Origin of the sequence: uncultured Halovibrio sp., assembly GCF_913056445.1 — a bacterium.
GTDB classification, from domain to species: domain Bacteria; phylum Pseudomonadota; class Gammaproteobacteria; order Pseudomonadales; family Oleiphilaceae; genus Halospina; species Halospina utahensis_B.
On the sequence record NZ_CAJXMA010000045.1, the window covers coordinates 1 to 24,820 of the forward strand.

24 protein-coding genes and 1 pseudogene are annotated in these 24,820 nt (G+C 59.1%); 17 read left to right on the forward strand and 8 right to left on the reverse strand.

Annotated elements, in window-relative coordinates; translation table 11 throughout:
• Positions 1–455, reverse strand: a pseudogene (locus tag QZ501_RS09835) (AraC family transcriptional regulator); the annotation flags it as partial.
• A gap of 172 nt (positions 456–627) precedes the next feature.
• On the opposite strand from QZ501_RS09835, the gene pobA reads away from it, so the two are divergent.
• The 6 genes from pobA to QZ501_RS09865 all read left to right on the forward strand — a co-directional run bounded on the left by pobA (position 628) and on the right by QZ501_RS09865 (position 5,991).
• Positions 628–1,812, forward strand: coding sequence for a 4-hydroxybenzoate 3-monooxygenase (gene pobA, locus QZ501_RS09840; protein ID WP_295719123.1), 1,185 nt, complete (start codon positions 628–630; stop codon positions 1,810–1,812).
• 106 nt (positions 1,813–1,918) lie between these two features.
• On the forward strand, positions 1,919–2,713 hold the full coding sequence (locus tag QZ501_RS09845; RefSeq protein WP_151439110.1) for an IclR family transcriptional regulator C-terminal domain-containing protein: 795 nt from the start codon (positions 1,919–1,921) through the stop codon (positions 2,711–2,713).
• 175 nt (positions 2,714–2,888) lie between these two features.
• On the forward strand, positions 2,889–3,677 hold the full coding sequence (locus QZ501_RS09850; protein ID WP_160899417.1) for an ATP-binding cassette domain-containing protein: 789 nt from the start codon (positions 2,889–2,891) through the stop codon (positions 3,675–3,677).
• A 112-nt stretch (positions 3,678–3,789) separates the two neighbouring features.
• Positions 3,790–4,542, forward strand: a complete 753-nt coding sequence (locus QZ501_RS09855) for a transporter substrate-binding domain-containing protein (protein ID WP_160899418.1) — start codon at positions 3,790–3,792, stop codon at positions 4,540–4,542.
• 18 nt (positions 4,543–4,560) lie between these two features.
• Entirely contained in the window at positions 4,561–5,265 is a 705-nt protein-coding gene (locus tag QZ501_RS09860; RefSeq protein ID WP_151439107.1) for an ABC transporter permease, read from the forward strand.
• Positions 5,266–5,268: 3 nt separating this feature from the next.
• Positions 5,269–5,991 carry an ABC transporter permease gene (locus QZ501_RS09865; protein ID WP_295719130.1) on the forward strand — a complete coding sequence of 241 codons (723 nt, stop codon included), beginning with the start codon at positions 5,269–5,271 and terminating at the stop codon, positions 5,989–5,991.
• Positions 5,992–6,005: 14 nt separating this feature from the next.
• Here QZ501_RS09865 and QZ501_RS09870 read toward each other — a convergent pair whose 3' ends face one another.
• Entirely contained in the window at positions 6,006–6,491 is a 486-nt protein-coding gene (locus QZ501_RS09870; RefSeq protein WP_160899420.1) for a GNAT family N-acetyltransferase, read from the reverse strand.
• Positions 6,492–6,601: 110 nt separating this feature from the next.
• Between QZ501_RS09870 and QZ501_RS09875 the strand changes: the two genes are divergently transcribed.
• Positions 6,602–6,787, forward strand: a complete 186-nt coding sequence (locus QZ501_RS09875; RefSeq protein ID WP_295719134.1) for a TRIC cation channel family protein — start codon at positions 6,602–6,604, stop codon at positions 6,785–6,787.
• Here QZ501_RS09875 and QZ501_RS09880 read toward each other — a convergent pair.
• Positions 6,778–7,251: a nucleoside deaminase gene (locus QZ501_RS09880; protein ID WP_095617386.1), complete on the reverse strand. Its 474-nt coding sequence runs from the start codon at positions 7,249–7,251 to the stop codon at positions 6,778–6,780. The two genes, QZ501_RS09875 and QZ501_RS09880, sit on opposite strands and share 10 nt — an antisense overlap.
• Positions 7,252–7,352: 101 nt before the next feature.
• Here QZ501_RS09880 and QZ501_RS09885 point away from each other — a divergent pair, with 101 nt between their 5' ends.
• Positions 7,353–8,036, forward strand: a complete 684-nt coding sequence (locus QZ501_RS09885) for a heme-binding protein (protein WP_295719138.1) — start codon at positions 7,353–7,355, stop codon at positions 8,034–8,036.
• The gene (locus QZ501_RS09890; RefSeq protein WP_295719140.1) at positions 8,037–8,366 is read left to right on the forward strand and encodes a DUF6482 family protein; all 330 of its coding nucleotides are present in this window, start codon (positions 8,037–8,039) and stop codon (positions 8,364–8,366) included.
• Here QZ501_RS09890 and QZ501_RS09895 read toward each other — a convergent pair.
• Positions 8,359–8,766 carry an MOSC domain-containing protein gene (locus tag QZ501_RS09895; protein ID WP_295719143.1) on the reverse strand — a complete coding sequence of 136 codons (408 nt, stop codon included), beginning with the start codon at positions 8,764–8,766 and terminating at the stop codon, positions 8,359–8,361. The two genes, QZ501_RS09890 and QZ501_RS09895, sit on opposite strands and share 8 nt — an antisense overlap.
• A gap of 165 nt (positions 8,767–8,931) precedes the next feature.
• Entirely contained in the window at positions 8,932–9,462 is a 531-nt protein-coding gene (locus QZ501_RS09900; protein WP_295719145.1) for a glutathione peroxidase, read from the reverse strand.
• 275 nt (positions 9,463–9,737) lie between these two features.
• Between QZ501_RS09900 and QZ501_RS09905 the strand changes: the two genes are divergently transcribed.
• Genes QZ501_RS09905 through QZ501_RS09925 form a run of 5 tightly spaced genes read left to right on the forward strand, consistent with a single transcriptional unit; the run spans position 9,738 to position 18,388 of the window.
• Positions 9,738–10,124: a response regulator gene (locus QZ501_RS09905; protein ID WP_295719147.1), complete on the forward strand. Its 387-nt coding sequence runs from the start codon at positions 9,738–9,740 to the stop codon at positions 10,122–10,124.
• Positions 10,117–11,775 (forward strand): diguanylate cyclase, encoded by a 1,659-nt coding sequence (locus QZ501_RS09910; RefSeq protein ID WP_295719149.1) that lies wholly within the window; start codon positions 10,117–10,119, stop codon positions 11,773–11,775. The genes QZ501_RS09905 and QZ501_RS09910 overlap by 8 nt, the downstream gene beginning before the upstream one ends.
• A gap of 8 nt (positions 11,776–11,783) precedes the next feature.
• Positions 11,784–14,255: a GAF domain-containing protein gene (locus QZ501_RS09915; protein ID WP_295719151.1), complete on the forward strand. Its 2,472-nt coding sequence runs from the start codon at positions 11,784–11,786 to the stop codon at positions 14,253–14,255.
• Positions 14,256–16,616 (forward strand): ATP-binding protein, encoded by a 2,361-nt coding sequence (locus QZ501_RS09920; RefSeq protein WP_295719154.1) that lies wholly within the window; start codon positions 14,256–14,258, stop codon positions 16,614–16,616.
• Positions 16,613–18,388 carry an ATP-binding protein gene (locus tag QZ501_RS09925; RefSeq protein WP_295719156.1) on the forward strand — a complete coding sequence of 592 codons (1,776 nt, stop codon included), beginning with the start codon at positions 16,613–16,615 and terminating at the stop codon, positions 18,386–18,388. The genes QZ501_RS09920 and QZ501_RS09925 overlap by 4 nt, the downstream gene beginning before the upstream one ends.
• On the opposite strand, the gene QZ501_RS09930 is transcribed toward QZ501_RS09925, so the two are convergent.
• Both QZ501_RS09930 and QZ501_RS09935 read right to left on the reverse strand, forming a co-directional pair.
• A complete protein-coding gene (locus QZ501_RS09930) occupies positions 18,362–19,534 on the reverse strand; it encodes a response regulator (protein ID WP_160899426.1) in 1,173 nt (390 codons plus the stop codon). The genes QZ501_RS09925 and QZ501_RS09930 overlap by 27 nt on opposite strands.
• Positions 19,535–19,606: 72 nt before the next feature.
• Positions 19,607–21,046 carry a PLP-dependent aminotransferase family protein gene (locus QZ501_RS09935; RefSeq protein ID WP_295719160.1) on the reverse strand — a complete coding sequence of 480 codons (1,440 nt, stop codon included), beginning with the start codon at positions 21,044–21,046 and terminating at the stop codon, positions 19,607–19,609.
• A 318-nt stretch (positions 21,047–21,364) separates the two neighbouring features.
• On the opposite strand from QZ501_RS09935, the gene QZ501_RS09940 reads away from it, so the two are divergent.
• The 3 genes from QZ501_RS09940 (at position 21,365) to QZ501_RS09955 (ending at position 23,758) form a co-directional block, all read left to right on the forward strand.
• Positions 21,365–22,189, forward strand: coding sequence for a methyltransferase domain-containing protein (locus QZ501_RS09940; RefSeq protein WP_295719163.1), 825 nt, complete (start codon positions 21,365–21,367; stop codon positions 22,187–22,189).
• A gap of 119 nt (positions 22,190–22,308) precedes the next feature.
• Entirely contained in the window at positions 22,309–23,520 is a 1,212-nt protein-coding gene (locus QZ501_RS09950; protein WP_363174770.1) for an enoyl-CoA hydratase, read from the forward strand.
• Between the two features lie 16 nt (positions 23,521–23,536).
• On the forward strand, positions 23,537–23,758 hold the full coding sequence (locus QZ501_RS09955; protein WP_237416596.1) for a hypothetical protein: 222 nt from the start codon (positions 23,537–23,539) through the stop codon (positions 23,756–23,758).
• 18 nt (positions 23,759–23,776) lie between these two features.
• On the opposite strand, the gene QZ501_RS09960 is transcribed toward QZ501_RS09955, so the two are convergent.
• Positions 23,777–24,820: EAL domain-containing protein (locus QZ501_RS09960; RefSeq protein WP_295719166.1), on the reverse strand; the 1,044-nt coding region annotated here is incomplete at its 5' end.

Sequence of the window (24,820 nt, forward strand, 5' to 3'; positions counted from 1 at the left end):
CCCTGAGCTGGCTGGAGGTACTCTTCGCGCAGCTGGCGGAACAGCGCCGCAATACGCCCTCCCTGAACAGTACCTCCGGCCGGGTAAGCCCCCCGGCGCAGCAGCACCCGGGCCACGGATCCCAGGCGTGACTCAAGCTGTTCCACCATGGGTTGGGCCAGCGTCAGGATTGCCCCATCGGTATCCGGCGAGAAGTGGAACCCATGGATACTCATGGCCGGAACCACAATCAGCAGCGGTGCCACCTGTTCCCGACTCTCACCTTCCATTTCCAGCGTGAGTCTGCCCGCCGAGACATACAGCAGATGCACCAAGTCGGTATGACGGTGCGGGTGGATATGCCAGTCGTGCAGCTGACTGCGCTCCGGGATGGACTCGCAGTGGAGAAGATCCGGCGTGGGCCAGTGATGGGTTTCTCCATAGAGTTTGAAAACGGGAACGCTGGCGCCGGCCATGGGACCTCCGTCTGTGCCATCCGGAGCAGGAAACGCCCCAGATATTGGAAATGTCCAAAATTCCATTGGGATTGTGCCTTAAATTATCGATCGCTTTCATTGAAAAATACAATACGCATAACGAACAGATGTCCGTTACTTCGATCAACCGGGACACAACGGAGCAAACACCATGAAAACCCAGGTCGCCATCATCGGTGCAGGGCCCTCGGGGCTGCTGCTTGGCCAGCTTCTGACCCGCCAGGGCATCGACAACGTCATCGTCGAGCGCAAATCCGGCGACTACGTGCTCAGTCGGATCCGGGCCGGCGTTCTGGAACAGGGCATGGTGGACCTGCTGCGGGAGGCGGGCGTCCACGAGCGCATGGACCGCGAGGGTCTGCCCCACAGCGGCGTGGAGCTGGCCTTTGACAATCACCGCGTGCGGGTTGATCTGGCGGGACTGACCGGAGGCAGCACGGTCATGGTCTATGGCCAGACCGAGATCACCCGGGATCTGATGGAGGCCCGGGAGGCCACCGGGGGTCGCAGCATCTATGAGGCAACGAATGTCCAGCCCCATGATCTGGAAACCGATCATCCCTACCTGACCTTCGACAAGGATGGCGAGACCCACCGCCTGGACTGCGACTACGTGGCCGGCTGTGACGGCTTCCATGGCGTCTCCCGCAAATCCATCCCGCAGGACCGGCTGAAGGAGTTCGAACGGGTCTACCCCTTTGGCTGGCTGGGCCTGCTGGCGGATACGCCCCCGGTGACGGAGGAACTCATCTACGCCCAGCACGAGCGCGGTTTTGCGCTGTGCAGCATGCGCTCTGAAACCCGCAGCCGCTACTACCTCCAGGTGCCCTCAGACGAAAAGGTTGAGGACTGGTCGGACGAACGCTTCTGGGAAGAGCTCAAGCGCCGGATCCCGAGCGATGTGGCAGCCAACCTGGTCACCGGGCCCTCGCTGGAGAAGAGCATCGCGCCGCTGAAGAGTTTCGTTGCCGAGCCGATGCAGCACGGCCGGCTGTTCCTGGCCGGGGACGCAGCGCACATCGTACCCCCGACCGGCGCCAAGGGGCTCAACCTGGCCGCCAGTGATGTGAACACCCTGTACCGCCTGATGGTGAAGGTGTATCACGAGGGCCGGACGGATCTGATCCCGAACTACTCCCCCACCTGCCTCAAGCGCGTCTGGAAAGCGGAGCGGTTCTCCTGGTGGATGACCAGCATGCTCCACCGCTTCACGGAGGAGGAGGATTTCGCCGCGCGTATGCAGCAGGCAGAGATCGACTACGTCACCAGTTCCGAAGCAGGGCTAAAGACCATCGCGGAGAACTACGTGGGACTGCCCTACGAGTCACTGGAGTAACCTGCGCGAGGGTTCGTATGGCACAACCATTTGTTCGCCACACGAACATCATGCTACCATTCGCTGTTCCTGATGATCAACCTGCACAGACAGCGACTGGAGACCCATGCCTGATACTTCACCGGACGACGTTATCAAGCCCGAGAACCGCGATTACGTCACGGCGCTGGCCAGCGGCCTGGATGTGATCATGGCCTTTGATGACGCGCATCCGCGCATGACACTGAGCGAAGTGGCGGAGCGCACCGGCATGAACCGCGCCAAGGCCCGGCGCTTTCTGCTGACGCTGCACTCGCTGGGCTACGTGCGCAAGACCCAGCGCTACTTTGAGCTCACGCCCCGGGTCCTGCAGCTGGGCTACTCCTATCTTGCTTCCAACAGCTACCGCAACGTCATCCAGAAGTATCTCGAGGAGATCACGGACCAGTGCGGTGAATCATCGTCCCTTGGCGTACTGGATGGCGACGACGTCATCTACGTGGCCCGCTCCTCCGCACCGCACCGGCTGATGGCCATCACGCTTTCGGTGGGTACGCGCCTGCCCGCGGCCTACACCTCCATGGGGCGTGCCCTGCTGGCCCAACTGCCGGAGCCGGAGCTCGATGCCTATCTCGAACGGATCACTCTGGAGCCCCACACGGCGAAAACCATTACGGACAAAGGGGAGCTCAAAGCCTGTATCGAATCGGTGCGGCGTCACGGTTACGCCATCACCGATCAGGAACTGGACTCCGGACTGCGCTCCCTGGCCGTACCCGCGTTCGACGCCAATGGCCGTCTGCTGGGCGCCATCAACATCAGCACCAACGCAGCGCGGGTGGATATGGAGACACTCACCAGCGAGTACCTGACGCTGCTCCGGGACAAGGCTAAGGCGATCCAGTCGTCCATCTCCTCATAACGGAGCGCCTGCCACAGGCTCCACCTGAAGGTCCGTCAGTCGCCATCTGTCAATCCACCATCCTCACGCTCAGAGTCATGATGGCTTCCCGGCTCCCGTTACTTCGCCAATGCACTATTGATTTTTGCCGTCACAGTCCGTAAAAAGCGCCTACCACAAACTCAGGAGCCTCCCCATGGCCGATGACAGTGCGCCTCTCGTCTGCCGCAATATCCACAAGTCTTTCGGGGACACGCCGGTTCTTCAGGGACTGGACCTGGAGGCGCGCAAAGGCGACGTCGTGTCCATGATCGGTAGCTCCGGCTCCGGCAAGAGCACCTTCCTGCGTTGCCTCAACCTGCTGGAAACGCCGACGTCCGGCGAGGTGATCGTCCACGGGGAGCCCATCCAGTTCAGACAGAACCGCAAGGGGGTCCGCGTTCCGGCGGATCAGGGCCAGGTGGAGCGGATCCGCGCCCGGCTCTCCATGGTGTTCCAGAACTTCAATCTCTGGTCCCACATGACGGTGCTGGAAAACATCATCGAGGCGCCGGTCCACGTCCTGAAGGTGCCGAAGAAAGAAGCCATCGAACGCGCGGAAGCCTATCTCGACAAAGTCGGCATCCGTGAACGCAAGGACTACTACCCGGCCCAGATATCAGGCGGGCAGCAGCAGCGTGCCGCTATCGCCCGCGCACTGGCCATGGAGCCGGAAGTCATGCTGTTCGATGAACCCACATCCGCGCTGGACCCGGAGCTGGTGGGTGACGTGCTCAGGGTCATGCAGAAGCTGGCAGAGGAAGGCCGCACCATGATCGTGGTCACCCACGAAATGGCCTTTGCCCGGGATGTTTGCAGCCAGGTCATGTTCCTGCATCAGGGCCGGATCGAGGAACAGGGTTCCCCTGAGCAGGTCTTCAACAACCCGTCCTCCGAACGCGTCAAACAGTTCCTGGCACCGAACTTCCAGAGATCGACGTTGTGATGTTTCCCGGGCTGGCCTGATCCTTGCTATCCTGTGCGCTTTTCAAACGATCACTGCTGCAGTGATACCCGTTCACCCAACGCCTCAACAACACAAGCACGGAGTCACCACCATGAAACAAATCCTGATCGCCGCAGGCTGCATCCTTGCCATGGTGACCGGCCTGGCACAGGCACAGGAGCGCCCGCTCCGCATCGCGTTTGACGTCCCCTACGAACCCTTTGAATACAGGACGCCGGATGGCGAGCTGACCGGCTTCGAGGTGGAGCTGGCGGAAGCCATGTGTGAGGAGATGAACCGTGAGTGTGATTTCGTGGTTCAGGCCTGGGACGGCATGATTCCCGGCCTCATGGCGCGCAAGTACGACGCCATCATGTCCTCCATGTCCATCACCGAGCAGCGCGCCAAGCGCGTACTGTTTTCGGATCCCTATTACCGGACACCCGGCGGCTGGTTCGGGAAGAAGGACACCAACGTGGACGTGAGCGATCGCTCGGCGATGGAAGGCATGGTTGTCGGTGTCCAGCGTGGCACCACCATGGACAATTACGTGACTGAGAATCTGGGCGGCATTGTTGAGGTCAAGCGCTATACCACCGCCGATGATATGGCGCTGGATCTTGAGAGCGACCGGCTTGATCTGGTGTTCGTGGATTACCCGGTGGGCGAGGAATACTTCCTGACCCGGGACAACTTCAAGGAAATCGGCGAACCGGTCAAGCTTGGCAAGGGCGTGGCGGTGGCCATGCGCAAGCGTGACAAGGCGCTGGCGAAAGAAATCAATAAGGCGCTTGAGACGCTGAAAAACGATGGTACCTATGACGCCATCATGAACCGCTATTTCGATTACAGCATCAAGATGTAGTCACGGATGGCCATATCCATGCTTGATTTCCACGGCTATGGCCCGGAGCTGCTCCGCGGTGCCATCGTCACCACGGAGCTCGCCTTCGCCGCCCTGGCGCTGGCCCTCGCCATCGGGCTGCTCGGAGCCTCCGCCAAGCTCTCGGGCAGCCGGTCAGCAAGGGGCGTCGCTACCTTCTACACCACGGTAATCCGCGGCATTCCGGATCTGGTGATGATGATGCTGTTCTACTACGGCGGCCAGGTTCTGATGAACCAGCTGTCGGACTACCTCTACTACAACCACGGGATCGACTTCTTCGTTCAGTTTGATCCCTTCATGTCCGGGGTGCTGACCATAGGGCTGATCTTCGGTGCCTACATGACGGAGACATTCCGCGGTGCCTTCCTGGCCGTCCCGACCGGTCAGATCGAGGCGGGGCGGGCCTATGGCATGAACCGCCTCCAGGTTTTCTTCCGGATCATGTTCCCCCAGATGCTGCGCCATGCCCTGCCCGGCATCGGCAACAACTGGCAGGTACTGCTCAAGACCACGGCCCTGGTCTCGGTCATTGGTCTGTCGGACATGGTCCGCATCGCCGAACAGGCCAGCAAGGCGGAGCACGCCCCGTTCAAGTTCTTCATTCCGGTCGCCGTGATGTACCTGTCCCTGACGGCCATCACCGAGCTGGCCATCAAGTGGCTGAACCGGCGCGCCAATGCCGGCGTCGTGGGAGGCATCTGAGCCATGCCCGAATTCCTCTCGGAGCTGCTCAACCAGAACGAGATCTTCACTGCGACCACGGTGATGCACTACTGGGGCGGGCTGACCACGACCGTCCAGCTGGTGTTCCTGTCGCTGGTGATCGGATTGCTGATGGCCGTCCCCCTGGCCATTCTGCGTACCGTAAGAAACCCGTTCGTGTCAGGCCCGGTCTGGCTCTACACCTACCTTTTCCGGGGCACGCCACTGCTCATCCAGCTCTACATCATCTATTACGGCATTGGCCAGATTGAGGGCATCCAGGAGACCTTCTGGTGGGATATCTTCCGGGATCCGTTCTACCCGGCGCTTCTGGCCTTCACACTCAACACTGCGGCCTACACCACGGAGATCATCCGCGGCGCGCTGATGGCAACGCCCCCGGGCGAGGTCGAGGCGGCCAAAGCCTACGGGATGTCCTGGGCCCTGCGCATGCGCCGTATCATCCTGCCAAGTGCGTTCCGCCGGGCTATCCAGGCCTATTCCAACGAAGTCATCTTCATGCTCCACGCCAGCGCCATTGCCAGCGTGGTCACCATCGTGGATCTGACCGGTGCCGCAAGGGACATCTACTCCCGGTTCTATGCGCCATTCACGGCGTTCATTGCCGTTGCCCTGGTCTATATGGCGCTGACGTTCCTGATCGTCTATGCCTTCCGGCGTCTGGAGCGCCATCTGCTCAAGCACCAGAGCCCTCTGAACCAGTAACCTTTACGTCAGACCTACGAGCTGGCGGCAAAGTCCGCCAGCGCCTGCCCCGCCAGCCGATAGTTCACCCACTCGCTCTGGGGTTCCGCGCCGATGGACTCATAGAACCGTCTTGCCGGTTCGTTCCAGTTCAGCACCGTCCATTCAAAGCGACCGCACCCCTTTGATACGGCGATCTGAGCGAGGTGCCTGAGAAGTGCTTTGCCGGCTCCCCTCCCCCTGTATTCAGGGGATACATAGAGATCCTCAAGGTAGAGCCCATGCTTGCCCAGCCACGTTGAGAAATTGAAGAAATAGACCGCAAAACCGATGGGCCTGCCGGCAGCGCTGCAGATCAAGGCTTGCGTTGGTGTTTCACTGCGGAAAAGCGCCTTTTCAATATCGGCCACTGTCGCCGATACCTCTTGCTCCGCTTTTTCATAGATCGCGAGTTCCCGGACAAATCCGAGGATCAGTGCCGCATCCTCAATGGTGGCCGGGCGGATTTCTATTTCGGACACTTACTACTCCTGTAACCAACAGAACACTGCCAGGACCCTGATACAGTAGACAGTTGAGCGCATTATACTAACGGACCGAGCCAAGTTTCATAGTTGATGATGATGCCCCCATGCTTCTCTATTACCCGGATCTGATCGGGGTTGCCGTGTTCGCCGCCAGTGGCGTACTTGCTACCCGTGACCGTAACCTCGATATTTTCGGGGTGGTCATCATGGGCGCAATGACAGGCGTCATGGGCGGGATGCTCCGGGATGTGATTACAGCCCGTGTGCCACTGGTCCAGCCTTACTCATGACACCGGTAATGGAGTTCACGGACCTGCTCTGCCAGTCCGCTGACCGGCCCGTCCACCCGAACCCCGGGTGCAATGTCCTGAACCGGCAGGAGATGCACGGGGAATGCCTCAACACCCAGATCCGAGAGCCACCCTTTCAGCTGCTCCCCGGAACTGGCAAAGACAATCCGCCCAAGGCCGGCCCACGCATGCGCGGCTGAGCACATGGGGCAATGTTCTCCCGAAGTGTACACAGTAGCTTCCGCCCGCTCCTCAGCCGTCATGTTGATGCCCGCCCAGCGAGCCAGATCAAACTCCGGATGCCGGGTGGGATCACCGGTAATGCTCTGGTTTCGCGCCTCTGCCCGCACAGTGCCCCTGCCATCGACCAGGACTGAACCAAAAGGCAGATCCCCCGCCTCGAGCGCCTCCCGGGCCAGTTCAATGCATCGGTTCAGGTGCTGGGTATCACTTTCTTTCAACATGGCATGCCCCTTGGCTGGAGACCTCATGGGTCGGAGTGGTATGAAACCGATAGTGCACAACAGAAACGGATATCACCAGTGATCAATCGGCCGGATTCGTAATGATCGACATTCTCTCAGGCCACGTATTTACCTTTACTCCTGGAGAAGATGCAATGCCTTTGAGATACGTTTCAAAACTTCTACTACTCGGCGTGATTGTTACCTGTGGCTCTGGGTGTTCAATGTTTGTGGATCAGCCCGCCTACAGGGTTGTACAGGGAAAGGGCGACTTTCAGGTCAGAGACTACGACAGCACCATCGTCGCCGAAACCATCGTCGATACTCCGTTTGAAGAGGCCGGAGGCAAAGCGTTCGAGCGTCTGTTCGGCTACATATCCGGCGACAACAGGGCCCGCGCCGATATTTCAATGACGGCACCGGTCACGCAGTCCGCGAATCCAGTGGAAATCGATATGACCGCGCCAGTGGAACAGCGGAAAACGGGCACAGGCTGGGCTGTGTCATTCGTGATGCCAGCTTCCTACACCCTTGAAAGCCTGCCGGAACCCACTAACCCGGAGGTGACACTGAGGGTTGTTCCTGCACGCCGTGTCGCAGTGATCGAGTACTCGGGAACCTGGACTGGAGAACGCTACCGCCGCCACCTTGAAAAACTCCGGGAGTGGATCGCTGAGGAGAATCTGGAGATAGAGGGCGAGCCAGTGTGGGCGCGCTATAATCCGCCATTCACACCCTGGTTTTTACGGCGAAATGAAATCATGATCCCAGTCCACGATGAATAAATGGGCCTGGGCGATCACGCGACCCTCAAGGAACTGTCCCAGGCGATGAGCAATGGACTAACGCCTCTTGTTGAGGTTCAGTCAATGGATGGCATCTATACCGTGCGCCTGCATGACGGTGAGAGTAATACACAGCTCAGCAACGACCAGGGTCGCACTCTGACGTTTCACGGCACAGGCAAGATTCGGGAGCTGCTCGGCAGCATTGGGCTGACCCATGGGGTACTGACATGGCGCGATCAGTGCGGGGACGAAATGATAGGCATTGAGGGCCAGGCGCAGAGCCAGGAAGAACTTCTGGCCAATGGCACAAGGATCTCTTTCAGGTAGGCGATGAACCAGCCTGCCATACAGCATCGCCGAGCGCGATTTCGCCCTCTTCCAGAACCCGGGCTGTAATACCACCATGACCACGCATGGCATTGTATCCGCCTGCTCCCAGAAGGGCTTCCATCTTGCTGCATGGGTCACAGAGTCCTGTATATTCCAGACGCACCTCACCCACGTGGAACCGCTTATCCTTCAGAGCCAGAAGATTGATGCCCGAGATCACCAGGTTACGCCGCAAAGCTGCTGCCTCCAGGCTTTCATGACCTGCGCACGAGGCGATCACCGGAAGGTGTTCCTGCTGGATCAGGGTAACCTGCCTGCGGCTGGTTGCCCGCCCATTATACCGGTCGCCCTCAAGGCCACTGCCCTGGTGAACCCTTACCCGTTCCAGTGACTCCATCGGCTCGCCTCTGGCCGGACGAATGCCGATCCAGCCCACTTTCCCCACCTGAGGCAGGGTATCAAGAAGCGTTGTGAGAGACTCTGACTTTGACACGACGGCTATTCCCTATCCTGTAACAGACCCTGTCAGACACCGATCAGCAAAGAGCATCCTGCTCAGACACTACTGTTTCAGCACTGACTCAACAGCATCGACCAGTTCCTCGTCTGAGGGCGCAACCCGGCTGGGGAAGCTGGCCGTCAGCTCCCCTTCCGGATTGAGGACGTACTTGTAGAAGTTCCATTCCGGCCCTTCTCCCTGGGATCGGATCATGCTGAAAAGCGGATTCGCATTGTCTCCGGTTACCGGCGTGGGAGCAATCATGGTGAAGCTGACCCCGTAATTGACCCTGCACACGTCAGCCGCCTCTTTCTCAGTATCCGCCTCCTGATTGAAATCATCACTGGCAAAACCCACAACGGCCAGGCCCCGGTCCCGGTAGGTCTGATACAGCTCCTCGAGCTCCCCGAACTGCCCCCTGAAGCCACACTGGCTCGCCGTATTGACGACCAGCATTGGCTGCCCTTCGTAAGCCTCACACAGGTTGATGCTGTCTCTCGAATGAAGCTGTCGGTACGTCTGATCCAGATAGCCGGGGCAAGCCCAAGCACTGTTTGCTGCCAGAACCAGTATGGTTGCAACGATTTTTTTCATGACTGCCCCTTTTCTGCCTCTAAACTACTACGTGCAGGCGGTTACTGTCGGATCAGGGTGGCTGCCGGCCCTGGTCCCGTAACCTCGCTCCTGGGCGCGCTGGACCAGAACCGCGCTGATAAGCTGCCACCCACCCCAAACGCTGACCTAACGAAGCCGCTGCCTTGCCTGCTTTGCCTCAAACACATCGGCCAGATTTCATTTGCGCCTCTGAAACATCGCAGCCCGGCCCCTTCTTTTCTATACTTTGGGGACCCTTTACCAAGAGCTGATAGATGCCCGAACTCAACCGCATTCTGTACGTCGAAGACGATGACGACATTCGACAGGTTTCCCAGCTGGCACTGGAAGACGTTGGCGGGTATGAGGTCATGCTTTGCGAATCCGGCCAACAGGCGCTGGACAGCGTTGCCTCTTTCAATCCCGACCTGATCCTGCTCGACGTCATGATGCCCGACATGGACGGCATCGAAACCTTCCACAAACTGCAGGATCAGGGGGCACTGGATGGGGTTCCGGTGATTCTGATGACTGCCAAGGTCCATCCTGAAGAGATGGCACGATACAGGGAGATGGGCGTGGTAGACGTGATTCCCAAACCCTTCGACCCCATGACTGTCTCCGAGGAGGTAGCCCGTATCTGGGAGCGCTGCCATGACTGACAGCTCATACGATAGCCAGGTGAATTCCAAGCTGAACAAGCTGAGGTCAGCCTACCGGTCCCGGCTGAACGAGGAACTGGAGCGGATCAGCGAACAGGCGCAAGAGGCCCATATCCACGACGACCGTGGAGAAGCGCTCGCAAAGCTGCGCCACAGGCTGCATAAACTGGCGGGCTCTGCCGGCACTTTCGGGTTTCACCAGCTGGGTAATCATGCACGCTATCTGGAGCAGCAGGTCCAGCGATGGATCAATCAATCGGAACCGGTAAAACCACAGGAGCTGCAGCAACTCAACGAAGAACTGAGTGATCTTGCCAGGCACCTGGGCTCGGATGAAGCCCTTTCATCCGCCGTGGGCGTCGAAAGCACGGAACAGAGTGCCGACTCAAACTCCCCCGCTATTGCCCTGATCGAACGCGACAGCATCCTGGCGGATTACATCGCCCACCAGCTTGAAAGCTTCGGCTTCCGGGTTCAGAGCTATCAGGATCCCCATGAGCTGCTCAACAACGACCAGGGGGGGATAGACCTTTTATTGCTGGACCATCGTGCCGGCGCTTCCGAAGTCGCCGAAACACCGACGGACCACTGGAGGGCTCTGCTCAGGGAAGTGGCATGCCCGGTTATCTTCATGGGCGGACACGAAGACTTCCAGGTGCGACTGGAAGCGGTACGGGCCGGCGCAGAGGGGTACTTCGTCAAACCCCTGAATATTCCCAACGTAGCCGCGAAAATCACCCGCTCAATACGTAAACGCCACCAGGGGGAAGAACGGGTTCTGATCATCGATGACGATGTAGACCTTCTGGCATACCTTAACACCGTCCTGACCCACGCGGGGATGACCGTGGAAACCCTCCAGGACCCTTCCCACCTGCTTGATAGGACGTCCTCTTTCCAACCAGAACTGGTATTACTCGACCTGCATATGCCAGAGGTTTCAGGGGATGAACTCGCTGCCATGCTCAGACAGTTCGAAAAATGGAACAACCTGCCCATTCTTTACCTGACCCAGGAACAGGATCAGCAGGAGCGCGCACACGCGCTGATGCGCGGCGGTGATGGCTTCATCAACAAACCGGTAGGCGAAGAATTCCTGATCAAGACCTGCCGCAACAGGGTCAGGCGACTGCGGGACATGCAGCAGGCGATTGCCCTTGACGGTCTTACCGGCCTTTTAAGGCACGCCAATATTAAAGAGGCCCTTGGAACCGAACTTCAGGGTGCAGCCCGAAGCGGCAATCCCCTGTCCGTTGTGATGCTCGATATCGACCATTTCAAACATGTGAACGACACCTATGGACATGCCCTGGGCGATGTTGTCATCAGCACGGTTGGAACCTTGCTCACACAGCACTTCCGACGTTCCGACCGCCTTGGACGTTATGGTGGCGAGGAATTCGTTGCCGTATTGCCCAACTGTGACGCCAATGCTGCAGAAAGGCTCGTAAACAGGCTCCGTGAAGCATTCGCGGAAATCAAGTTCGTGGACCGGGAAACCAGCTTCTCCTGCTCTCTTTCCGCTGGTATAGCGGACACACGCAATTTTCCCGGTCTGATGGGAGAACAACTGCTGGAGCTGGCTGACGCCGCGCTCTATACGTCCAAGCAGAACGGACGCAACTGCGTCTCCGTTGCACCGGCGCAATAAGGTACCTCATGAAAGTCCCCCGCCAACCCTGCAACGAGAGCGCCCGCCAGCGGGCCCTGGAGGGGACTGGCTTACTGCAATCCCCAGGTGACAGCCGCCTTGACCGATTAACCGAAATTGCCCGGTTCAGCCTATCCACTCCCATTGCCCTCGTCACCCTTGTCGATAACGAGCGTCAGTGGTTCAAATCCCGGCAGGGGCTGAGAGTATCGGAAACGAGCCGCGATATCTCATTCTGCGGCCATGCGGTCTACTGGGATACCCCGGTGATCATCCCCAACGCCACTGAAGACGAGCGCTTCGCGGATAATCCGCTGGTAACAGGCTCCCCTCGCATCCGCTTCTATGCTGGCGTACCCATTCATGATGAAAACGGGTATCCGCTGGGTACGCTCTGCGTGATCGATACCCAGCCCCGGACGTTTGATGAATCCCAAATGGAATGCCTGCAGCGCCTAGCGGACCTGGCCGAAGAGAGCATACGCCAGGACCAGCGCCAGGCCCGCTCCCTGGACCAAGCGCAGCGGCAACGGGAACTTGAGCTGGCGCGCACCAACCGTGCCCTGGCGCTGCTCAATGACATTGCTTTCGAGCTACAGGGCAGTCTGGATGAACAGATCCAGCAGGCACTGGCCCTTGGACGGCAGTTCCTGGGACTGGATATCGGCATTGTCAGTGACATAACCGGTGGCTGGTACACGGTCCGCTGGTGTGATGCCACTGACGGAGTGCCACTGGAGCCGGGCCAGCAGTTTCCCCTCGGCGACACCTACTGCGACATGGCCCTATCGCAAAAGCGGGAACTGGCAATCAGCAGCATGAAAGATTCGGACGCCAGAGCTCACCCCTGCTATGAGGCGTTCCAGCTGGAAGCCTATATTGGAACGCGCCTTGAAGGCGAAACCCAGGATGACGTTTTCGGCACCGTCAACTTCTCATCGCCCCAGCCGAGAGAGCCATTCAATAACAGTGAACGCCTTTTCATTCGGCTTCTGGGCCAGTGGATCAGCCACCAGCTCATTCATCACAACCGTCAACACGAACTCGAAAAGCTGCTCCAGCAGATTCCAGGCGCAATCTATCAGTTCAGGCTCTGGCCGGATGGCACGATGGCATTCCCCTTCATGTCGAGCGGTGTGGAGGCGCTCTATGGTGTGACGCCTGACGAGGCCATGCGGGACGCGCAGAGTCTTTTCTCGCAGACCCACCCCGAGGATCTGGCGACCATTAATGCCTCGATTCAGCGCTCTTTTGAGACGCTTGAGCCATGGCACATTGAGTTCCGCGCCCAAAAGGATGATGGCTTACCCCACTGGATAAAGGGGTCCTCCGTACCCGAGAAGCTACCTGATGGAAGTGTGCTCTGGCACGGATTTCTTGGCGACATACACCAGCAGAAACAGGCCGAACTGGCACTTGAATCCAGCGAAGCACGCCTGCGCGGTCTGTTTGAGTTTTCCCCCATCGGCATTGCCCTGAATGACCTTGAAACAGGCCGGTTTCTTGAACTGAACGATGCCCTGCTGGCGCCTACAGGCTACACGCGGGAGGAATTTCCCCAGCTGACCCACTCGCAACTCACGCCCATCGAGTACGAACCCCGGGAGCGCAAGGCATTGGAAACCCTGAGGACCACTGGACGCTATGGTCCCTATGAGAAGGAGTTCATCCGTAAAGATGGCAGCCGGTATCCGGTGCGCCTTCAGGGCATGCAAATCAGGGACGCCAATGGCAAGCCATTGATCTGGTCGCTCATTGAGGATATTACCGAGAGCAAACAGATCGAGAACATGAAAAACCAGTTCATCGCCACTGTCAGCCATGAACTGAGAACCCCTCTGACCGCCATAATGGGATCACTGAAACTGGTCAACGCAGGCACTGCCGGACAATTGCCGGAAAAGGCTGGGAATCTGCTGACCATCGCCCAGCGTAATAGTGAGCGTCTGGCGCAGTTGATCAATGACCTTCTGGATATGGAAAAGCTGGTTTCCGGCAAGCTACGGATCAGTACGCGGATTGAACGCCTCAACCCGATCATCGAAGAAGCCCTTGAAGCCAACAGGGAATTGGGAACAGAACGGGGTATTTCCCTGGTGTATCGCGAACGCGCATCCAACATTGTTGTTAACGTGGACCGCGAGCGCCTGATTCAGGCGTTCTCCAACCTGCTTTCCAATGCCATCAAGTTCTCGCCGGACCGTAGCAGCGTCGAGATCCGGTGTTCATGCGATGATCAACTGATCGCGATCCATGTTCAAGATCGGGGACCGGGCGTGCCACAAGAGTTCGAGTACAATCTGTTTGACCGCTTTGCCCAGGCGGAAGCCTCCAACCGCAAAAAACCAGGTACCGGCCTCGGGCTGGCCATCACCCGCGAGCTGGTGGAACAAATGAGCGGGTCAATACACTACCAGGCACCTGATGGTGGCGGAGCCACCTTTACCATCGTGCTACCGGTAGCTGAGCCGGCCTGCTGAATGATCCGATCCAACGGGTATTGCCTCTTCACGACTATTCTTCTGTCTGTTGTCGCCTTCGCCGGCAACATGGCAAGTGTGCCGCTTTTCTTCGGGGTAGACCTGATCTTTGGTTCAGTCGCCGTTATTCTTGCCGCCATGCTGCTCGGCACCATTCCGGCCGTTATAGTGGCGCTGGTAGGCAGTTTCTACACGCTCATGCTCTGGGGCCACCCCTACGCCATGGTTATATTTGCCACCGAAGCCCTCGCTGTGGCCTTGCTTTACCGGCACAAGGGGCTCAACCCGGTCATTGCGGACGCGGCTTTCTGGCTTCTCCTGGGTGCCCCCCTGGTGTTTGTGTTCTACAGCACTGTCATGGACATGCCGCCGGAAGCGGTTAAGACCATTCTTTTTAAACAGCCTCTCAACGGCATTCTTAACGCGCTCATTGCGTCCCTGCTGGTTCTGGTTACACAACTCACGGGCGTTGCCAGGGGCATCCTTTCACACAAGGGGGTCAAGACCCAGGAAATCCTCTTCCATGCCCTGTTCTCACTGGTGTTCATCGCGGGAGCTGCCCCGATTATCTATGAAGCCCATGCCCAGCTATGGGGAGAACAGGAACGCATCTCAAAACAATTGGGTGAAGACAACCTGAGGCTCGCCACTCATCTTAACGACCGCCAACTTGAGTATCACCGCTATTGGACAACCAGGAACCGGGAAGCACTCGCTCAAGCCTTGCTGGTTGGAGAGCGTCGGGTTCTTCTGCGGACAGGAACCCTGAAATCCCTTTCAGATGAGGGGCAGCTCCGCAGGATTGATGAACATCTCAGCGCGTGGCTGCCGCCTGGTGAGATGTCCCTGATGCAGCGATGGCGCCAGGGGCGCTATGTTTACCGTACTCCGGTCAACAAAAGCACCGACATTACAGCCATTGTTTCCGAGGTCCCAGCTGGCCCTGTGATCAAAGCCGTACAACAGAAATACATAACGCTGTTCACGGTTCTGACCTTGGTGCTCTTTCTGGGTATGATCGCCACGACTGCGCTGAGCCACTGGCTGACCGCCCCCATCAGGGCCCTGACCAGAGCCAGCGAGACACTGGATGACCGGATAGCCGCCCAGGAAACCATCGAACTCCCGCGCAGCTCCATTGTTGAATTCAACCATCTGAGCGAGACGCTGGCAGCCATGTCAAAAAGACTCAGCGACAGCGTTGCTCAACTCCACCAGTCGCGTGCCGCGATCCAGGAACAGGTGGAACAGCGGACCCATGAGCTGAATGAAACCGCTCGCCTGCTGCGCAGTGTGCTTGAGGCGGCCACGGAATTCGGCATCATTGCCACAAACCTGCAGGGGCGGATCATCCTGTTCAATAGTGGCGCTGAAAAACTACTCGGCTACAGCGTTGAGGATCTCGATGAGGACGATACGCCGGCACTGTTCCACGCCCCCGAGGATATCCCTGACCCTGATCCAGACAACGTCTCGGCTCACAGTCAGGATGTATTCAGCCGGATCGTAGCCCACGCCACGGAAAACGGTCTTGACGCACGCGAATGGACCTTCATCCGTAAAAATGGCGAGCGCATTCCCGTCTGGCTGACCATAACGCCGACGCGCTCGGAATCCGGCCAGCTCACCGGCTACCTCGGTATCGCTGAGGACATTACCGAACGCAAACGCCTTGACCGCATGAAGAACGAATTCATCTCGACCGTCAGTCATGAACTGAGGACCCCGCTCACGTCCATAGCCGGCGCACTGGGACTTATGACGCAGGGCGCTACCGGTGATCTCCCGGCAAAAGCCCAGAAGATGGCCGACGTGGCGCACCGTAACACCGACCAACTAAGCGCTCTGGTCAATGACCTTCTCGATATGGAAAAGCTTGTATCAGGCAAAATCAGAATGAACCTGAGACGGGAGGATATCCGGGGTATCGCGCGGGAAACCCTGGACAACCACACCGCCTTTGCGGATCAGAGACGCGTCACGCTGGCGGTGAATGAGCCGGAGGCCCCCCTTTATGCCAGCGTCGATCCTCAGCGCCTGAACCAGGCACTGTCGAACCTGCTCTCCAATGCCATCAAGTTTTCACCGGCTGGATCACGCGTGTGGATTGACTTCACCTCAGACAGCGCTGGGATCGCACTCCGGGTACACGATGCGGGGCCGGGCATTCCGGAACACTTCCGGGACAGGATCTTCGAGCGATTCAGCCAGGTCAACACATCGGATAATCGCCAGCAACCAGGGACCGGTCTGGGTCTCGCCATCACCAAAGAGCTGATGACACAGATGGGTGGGGATGCCGGCTTTGAATCACTCGAAGGACATGGATCCACATTCTGGCTATGGTTGCCCAAACAATGAACTCTCTGCGTAATCGCGTCATCGCCATTGTTACCCTGACCAGTCTGCTTACGGTTCTCGCCATCACCATCACCGCCTACAAGTCACTGGGGGAAGATCAACGCAAGCTGATCGTCCAGAAGGAAAAGCTCGAAACCGAGCGCCTGACGGAAAAGGTCAGCCAGAACATCCGGCAACGAGTCATGGCCCTGTCCGTGGCCCGCCCGCTGCTTACCCGTAACGGGCACCTTCTTGAGCCGGAGGCTCTTGAAAGCGTGATTGAAGAGCAAGCCTACCTGAACCGCGCGTTTCCCGGCGGCATCCTGGTCTTTGACGCTCAGGATACCGCCATCGCCGAAAACACGTATGTGAGCGGTCGGATCGGTACCAATTACGCCGATCGCGATCACTTCAAGCGCCTGCACAGCACTGGCGACCCCGTAATCTCCGAGCCCATCATGGGCAGGACCACGGAAGTTCCGCTGCTCTCATTCCTGGTGCCCATCCATCACGAGGGCAGGATGATTGGCAGCATCGGGGGTATCATCAAGCTCGGAGACGAGTCCATTCTGCCGCCGAGGGCTAGCCGCGACGACTCACCAGACAACACGCTTTCGCTGATTCTAGACAGACAACACCGGCTATTTATCGAATCACCGGATTCAAAGCCCGGTAATGAACTCCAACCCCTGCCTCCCGCCGGTGAGGATTCCCTGGTCGACGCGATTCTGGAAAAAGAGACTCAAACCAGGGTGATTGATTACCAGGGAGAGCAATACCTTCTTGCCACGGACTCGGTTGAAAGGCTCCACTGGGTCTTCGCCCGCGCTGCTCCTTACGATCAGGCAATGGCCCCACTCATCGCCTCGCTGAACCAGTTCCTGCTCATCAGCGCTGGCGTCACCCTGTTGCTGCTGGTGATTGCATGGCTTGCCGCGCGTTCGCTGACACGCCCCCTCACCAGGGCAACCCGCACCATTAATGCCATGGCTGAAGCGCCTGAAAGCAGTAAGGCTCTCCCCGAAAAGGGGCCCAGGGAAATCCGTGAACTGTCTATCGCCTTCAACCGTCTCTCTCACGAGCGACACCAGCTCGATGAACTCAAGAACGACTTCATATCCAGCGTCAGCCACGAACTGCGCACCCCTCTCACCTCCATTGAAGGCAGCCTGAAGATGATGGTTGCCGGCGTCAGCGGGGAACTTCCTGACAAGGCCCTCTCCATGGCGCGTATCGCGCTGCGCAACAGCGAACAGCTGAACGGCCTGATCCGGGACCTGCTTGACTTCAACAAACTGCTCGCGGGTAAGCGGGAATTCCGGATTGAGAGCTGTTCTGTTGACGAAAGCGTCCACAATGCGATCGAGGGCAACCAGAGCATGGCCAGGATGTACCAGGTGCACCTGGTACCCAATGCCTCCACTGGATTGTACGTGAATGCGGATCCCCAGGCCCTGCGTCAGGTTCTCGATAACCTAATCAGCAATGCCATCAAGCATTCACCAAAAGGTGGCGAGGTTCAAATCGATGCGCGCAAAGAAGCCCCGGAACAAGCCTGCATCACCGTACGCGACCAGGGCAACGGAGTCCCCGACTGGTTCCGGAACCGTATCTTCGAGCGCTTCGCCCAGGCCGATGGGGGCACTACCCGCGCCACTGCCGGCACCGGTCTCGGCCTGGCAATCAGCCGGGAGCTCATCCAGGGTATGAGTGGGGGTATCGGGTTCTACAATGAGCAAGGTGCACACTTCTGGATCACCCTTCCTCTATCCAGTCTGGGCAGCAGCCAGTAGCGCATCCTTATCAATACCCAGCCGACCAAGAAGCTTGTCCAACTCGGGCTGATCCTGCTGCCCCGTTCCCAGCAACAGCGCGGACCTCATAACGAGGCGGCCCGCCGGCTGATGGCCGCCACTCAGAACGTGGGTCGCCCCGATCATGTCCCTGAGCTCAAGCGGCAGGCGCCAGTCAGCCTTCAATCGATTGCCGAGCGCTGGACTCCACTCACTCAGGACGCTCTCCAGGCGCCCGTCCACAAGCTCGCCACCGGCATCCAGAAAGCGCTGACACACGCTCAGCACAGCAAACTCCCCCAGGCAATACAATTGCCCGGCCGTGAAACAGAGGGCGGTTTTGCCTCGGACTGTCCGGGCCAAGCGGCTTGCCCAGGCACCAACATCCGCGCTTCTTTGCAGCAGTTCGTCCGCACACGCCAGCAGCCGCGAATCGCGTAAGGCACCGCGGACGTCCAGTGCCAATGCAGACGCATGCCCAAGACTGATCTGGACACCCAGAACCGCGAGGGCCTCCCTGAGCGTGCTGCACGCCTGCCCCGAACGCCGCAGACTGGCGGAGTTGGCAGCGTTCAGCAGCACCGCCACCAATTGGGCGTGCCCGCCCCAACGCACGGCCAGGTCATTGATGGACAACGACTCCGCCTTGTTCAGCAGTTCCGAGAGCTCTACCGGATCCATTCCACCCGGGAGGCGTACACCATGCTCCCAGGCCTCATTGAGCATAACCTCAAGGTCGGAGCCGCTTTCGGAGGCGACAGCACTTTCTTCCGGAGGCGGCAGGATGGACTCAAGTCGATCCTTAAGGATCTCAATATCAAATGGCTTCGCGATAAAGCCCTGAATCCCCAGTCTGGCCGCCTTTGACACGCTTTCCCGGTCCGAACGTCCGGTCAGCATGATCACTGGGGTATCCCTATCGGTTTTCCGGATGGTACGGATCAGCTGTGTGCCATACCCATCCGGCAGATTCCAGTCCACAATCGCCAGAACAGGCTGATGGGAGTTCCAGTATATCTCAGCCTGTTCCAGATACCCGGCCATCAGAATCCTCGCCCGCGGATAGGTTGCTTCCAGCAGCGTATGAATCAGCTCCTGTATCCAGACATCATCCTCCAACACCAGGATCGACCAGGGATCTGCCATATATTCGCCTCTTGTCTGAGCGCCACCCCACCCTCCAGGCAAGTGTAGCAGCAGAAGCCGGTCTCAAGGGACTCAGGATCCTGCGGCCAACTCAACGGCAAGTTCACCGACTCGCGCCAGAGCCCTTTCCACACGAGCATCCCGAGGCTGCGCACAATTGAGCCGAATGCAGCGCTGGAACCTGCCCGTCGGGGAAAACATGGGCCCGGGCGCAATACTGATGCGCTCCGCAAGCGCCCGACGGTAGAGCTGGATGGCGTCGACGCTCTCGGGAAGTTCCACCCAGAGCACGAAACCACCCATGGGCCGGGTCGTACGGGTGCCTGCCGGAAAGTAGCGCGCCACGGCCCGGCGCATGGCCTCCACAGCCCGTGCATAGTCGCTGCGCACGCGACGCAGGTAGCGATCATAGCCACCGCGTTCCAGGAAATCCGTCACGGCAAAGCCGGGCCAGGCAGGACTTGCCGCGCTATGGGCGTACTTAAGGTGCTCCAGCCGCTCATGGAAACGTCCAGGCACCGCCCAACCCACGCGCAGCCCGGGCGAGAGCGTCTTGGAAAAAGAACCGCAGTAGAGAACCCCGCCACTGTTTTCATACGCCTTGGCCGCCCAGGGGCGCGGTGCCTCGAAGCTGAGATCGCCGTAAACGTCGTCCTCGATCAGCGGCACCTGCCGCGCCTCGCAGAGCGCCACCAGAGCCTGCTTGCGCTCGTCGGACGCACAGTGCCCCAGCGGATTGCCGAAGTTGGGCATCACCATCACAGCGGCTACCGGCCATTGATCGAGCGCCAGAGCGAGGGCCTCGGGCGCAATGCCCTCATCAGGATCCGTGGGAATCTCCAGGGTGCGCAGCCCCTGGGCTTCGATGGTCTGAAGAAGACCATAGAAAGTGGGTGATTCAATGGCGATCACGTCACCAGGATTGGCCACAGCCCGCAGTGACAGGGAAAGAGCCTCCTGGGCTCCATTGGTGATGATGATCTCCTCGGGCGCGTGCTGGCAGCCGGCATCGGCCATGCGCCGGGCGACCTGCTGGCGCAGCTCCGGCGGCCCAGGCGGAAAGGCGTATTCCAGAGCACGGTCGCCCCAGTTCCGTGCCACCCCAGCGAAACAGCGCTGCAGCGCATGGGCGGGCAGAAAACTGGCGTGAGGCACCGCCGCTCCCAGGCGCACCTGGTCCGTTGCATTGGCCGCCTTGACCACCTGCAACACCAGCTCCTGCCCGGTCACCGCGGTGGGCGTGCTCTCCGGCGCGGACCGTTCCGGCGCCTCGGGTGGCTGCCAGGGGTGTTCCCGCACGTAGTAGCCGGAACGCGGGCGCGCCTCGATCAGACCCCGATCCTCCAGCAGCTGCTCAGCGGTGACGATGGTGGAAACACTGACTCCGAACTGCGCTGCCAGCTTGCGCATCCCAGGCAGCCGTGCTCCAGAGCCCCAGGTTCCCGCCTCGATCTGGGCTTCAAGGGCATTCGCCACTGTCTCGTAGCGCCAGGGTCCGGTTGCATCGGTCATGGCAGTTTTCGCCTCCTCCAATCAGTACAGTTTGACCTTCAGCGAAACTGTACCGATACATCAGTCTTCCATTGAATCTGTAATGATGACCGGATCCCCGCCAGACTACACCTCGTTGACGGACGAACCGTCGCAACCAACGGAGACAGAATGACTATTCAGAACCTCGAAACCGGCAATCAATACGGCCAGTACACACCCGACTTCCTCCAACAGGTGGCGATCAAGCCGAAAGTCTGAACACACCTTCCGCTTTGACTGCCCAGGGCCCGTGCGCCCCGGAGCTTCCCGTCAATCCGACCAACCTGGAGGATCACCATGAACACTGCCATTGACGAAGTGGTAGCGCAGACGCGCGACTACTACGACGGCGCCGCCAACACCATCTACAAGGATATCTGGGGCGAGAACATCCACATGGGCCTGTTCGCGGACGCGAATGAGGACCTGCCCACAGCCATGGAACGCACCAATCGCACCATGAGCGAAAATCTCGGGCTCGGCCCCGCCGATCAGGTACTGGATGTGGGCTGCGGCTACGGTGCCATGGCGCGCTATCTGGCCCGCGAATACGGCTGCTCCGTGTTTGCCACCAACATTTCCGACAGGGAACTCGAATGGGGCCGTGAGCTTACCCGTGAAGCCGGTCTCGACAGCAAGGTCGACTTCGCCTGGGCGGATTTCCACGCACTGCCCTACGACGCTGAGCGCTTCTCTGTCTTCTGGTCACAGGAAGCCTTTCTGCATGCCGCCGACAAATACAAGGTATTGCAGGAAGCACATCGTGTCCTCAAACCTGGCGGTAAGCTGGTTTTCTCAGAGCTTCTGGTCCGCAAGGGGACGCCGGAAACCGACCGCCAGCGCATCTACGCGCGCGTGGGCGCGCCTGAGATGTGGGACGACAGTGACTACGAACGCGCCCTGAGGGACCTGGGCTTTACCATCCAGCGCCACGAAGACTGGTCGCTCAACGTCGCCCTCTCATACGGCTGGGTGCGCTCCGAGCTGGAACGCCGACGCGAAGAATTCGAACACCGCGTGGGCCGGGATGTCGTCGATGCCACCTCACAGGCGCTGCAGTTCTGGGTGGATCAGGCCGACGCCGACAGCATCGGCTGGGTGTACTACGTCGCGGAAAAATAGGTGGCGGAGCGCGGCGGTTCGGCGTTCCGCCGCGCTGGCCCCCAGCTTCTGTGGGCGCTGACCTTGTGGCATTCCTGCCATATGGCTAAGGTCGGGGAATGAGTGGTGGGAGAAGACCTATGACGGATACCCGATACGGTGCCAAGTATTCCGATGCCTACATTCAGCAGCTTCTGGGATCGGTCAGAAGCATTGCCATGGTGGGTGCCAGCGCTGACCCAGCCAAACCAAGCAACCAGGTGCTGCAGTTCCTGACTGGAGCCGGATACGAGGTGATACCGGTCAATCCCCGGCCGGATGTAACTGAAATCTGCGGCCTCAGAGTCTATCCATCACTGCAATCCATCGAGCGGCCCGTGGATATGGTGGACGTCTTCCGGCCATCCAGTGAGTTGGAGGGGATCGTCCGCGACGCTCAGCAGATCGGCGCCAACGTATTCTGGGCACAACTCGGAATCCACGAGGAAGAGGCGGAACGCATTGCCGAACAGAGTGGCATGAAGGTGGTCATGGACCGGTGCCCCAAGATCGAACTGGCTGATCCCATCCTTCTGCGGGAGACCAGCAGTGAAGGCATCCTGCGCCTGACCCTGAATGACACCGAACGGCGCAATGCCCTTTCCATGGACATGCTGAAACAGCTGCGGACGGCTCTGGAACAAGCCGCAGAGGATGCCTCCGTCCGCGTGATCATCCTCGCAGCGAACGGTCGCGCATTCAGTGCCGGCCATGATCTGCGTGAGATGACACAGGCTCGCCAGGCCCCGGATGGCGGCCGCGCCTTCTTCGAGGAAACCATGGCCGCCTGCTGTGGTGTCATGCAGGGGATTGTAAGCAACCCCAAACCCGTAATCGCCGAGGTTAATGGCGTTGCCACGGCGGCCGGCTGCCAGCTGGTTGCCAGCTGTGACCTGGCCTATGCCTCCCCTTCCGCCCGTTTCGCAACCCCGGGTGTCACGATTGGCCTTTTCTGCTCAACTCCGATGGTGGCGCTGTCCCGGAATGTTGGAAGCAAGGCAGCGATGGAAATGCTCCTGACAGGGGAGATGATTGAGGCGGAACGGGCGGCGGACATTGGCCTCATCAACCGGGCAGTGCCGGAAGAACAGCTCAGTGACTACACCCACGGGATTGCACAGACGATTGCCTCGAAATCCAGCATGACCCTGAAAACCGGTAAGGAAGCGTTTTACCGGCAACAGGAGATGTCACTCGCCGACGCCTATGAATACACCTCCAGGGTCATGGTTGATAATCTTATGAAACCTGACGCCGAAGAAGGCATCAACGCTTTTATCGAAAAGCGTGGACCACAATGGTCGGATCAATGAAGCGAGAGGAATGACCATGCAGGTAGAACAAGCGATTGATACACATGGTGCTGAAGCCGTTTATCAAGCGGCTGCACGCTACCTGGAAGGAGACTCTAACGCGCTGGTGGCTGTAGGACTGGAAGTCGAGGATCTGAGCGAAGCATGGCGTATCCAGTCGACCGCTTGGCAAGCAATGCCGCTGGAAGATCAGGCGGCGGAGTATCTGGAAAGCTATAGGTTTTTAGCGGGCTGCTGACCGATCCTTCGCGAACGGTTATGACTCAGGGGATGTCATGGCCCGCAAGAGGTCCGTCAAGGCAGCAGCATCCATGGGGCGCCCCAGATAAAACCCCTGAACCGAATCGCAGCCAAGAGCATTGAGCTCGGACAACTGACTTTCCGTTTCCACCCCCTCCGCCACCACTTCAAGCTCCAATGCACGGGCCAGCTCGATAATGCCTTTCACTACCGCCTGTTGCCGGTGGCTCAAATCGACTTCCGAGACAAAAGCCCGGTCGATTTTCAGTTCCCGGAAGGGCAACTGGCTCAGATAACTCAGCGAGGAATAGCCTGTGCCAAAGTCATCGATGGACAGACGCACCCCCTTCTCCGCAAGACTGTCCAGAATCGACCGCACATGCACAAAATCGAGCAGAAAGGCTGATTCCGTGATCTCCACGGTCAACACTTCAATGCCCAGACCGTAGTGCGCAAGCCGTTCAAATAACCAGTCGAAAAACCCCTGCCGACGAATCTGGTGAGCGGACACATTGATCGCCACCGGCGGCACCGAAAGACCTTCCTGACGCCAGCGCCATACCTGACCAAGCACTGCCTCCACCAGATGTTCCATCAGTGGATGGATAAGCCCGGTTTCCTCAGCCAGGGGAATGAAGCGACCGGGCGACACCATGCCGCCCTGTATCAGTGGCCAGCGGGCCAATACCTCCATGCCGCGGAGGCTGCCGCTGACCGTGTCAAATTGAGGCTGATAGTGGGGGACAATAACACCGTTGTGCACAGCCTCTTTCAGATCCTTTTCCAGCGCAACCGCGTCGAGCACAGCCCGGCTCATTTCCTCGGAATAGAACTCGAAACGCCCGTCCGGATCCTTGCGCACCCGCTGCAACGCCAGATCGGCCTTCCGGCGCAACCCATCCGGTGTTTCGGCATCATCCGGAAAAACGGACAGACCGACCTTCACCGATACAGACAGAGAGGTGCCATCGTCCAGTTGCAGCGGCACGTCAAAGAGAGTTGCAGCCTCTTGCCCCAACCCTCGAATGCTTTCCCACGTCTCCAGGCCCTGGACAAGAAA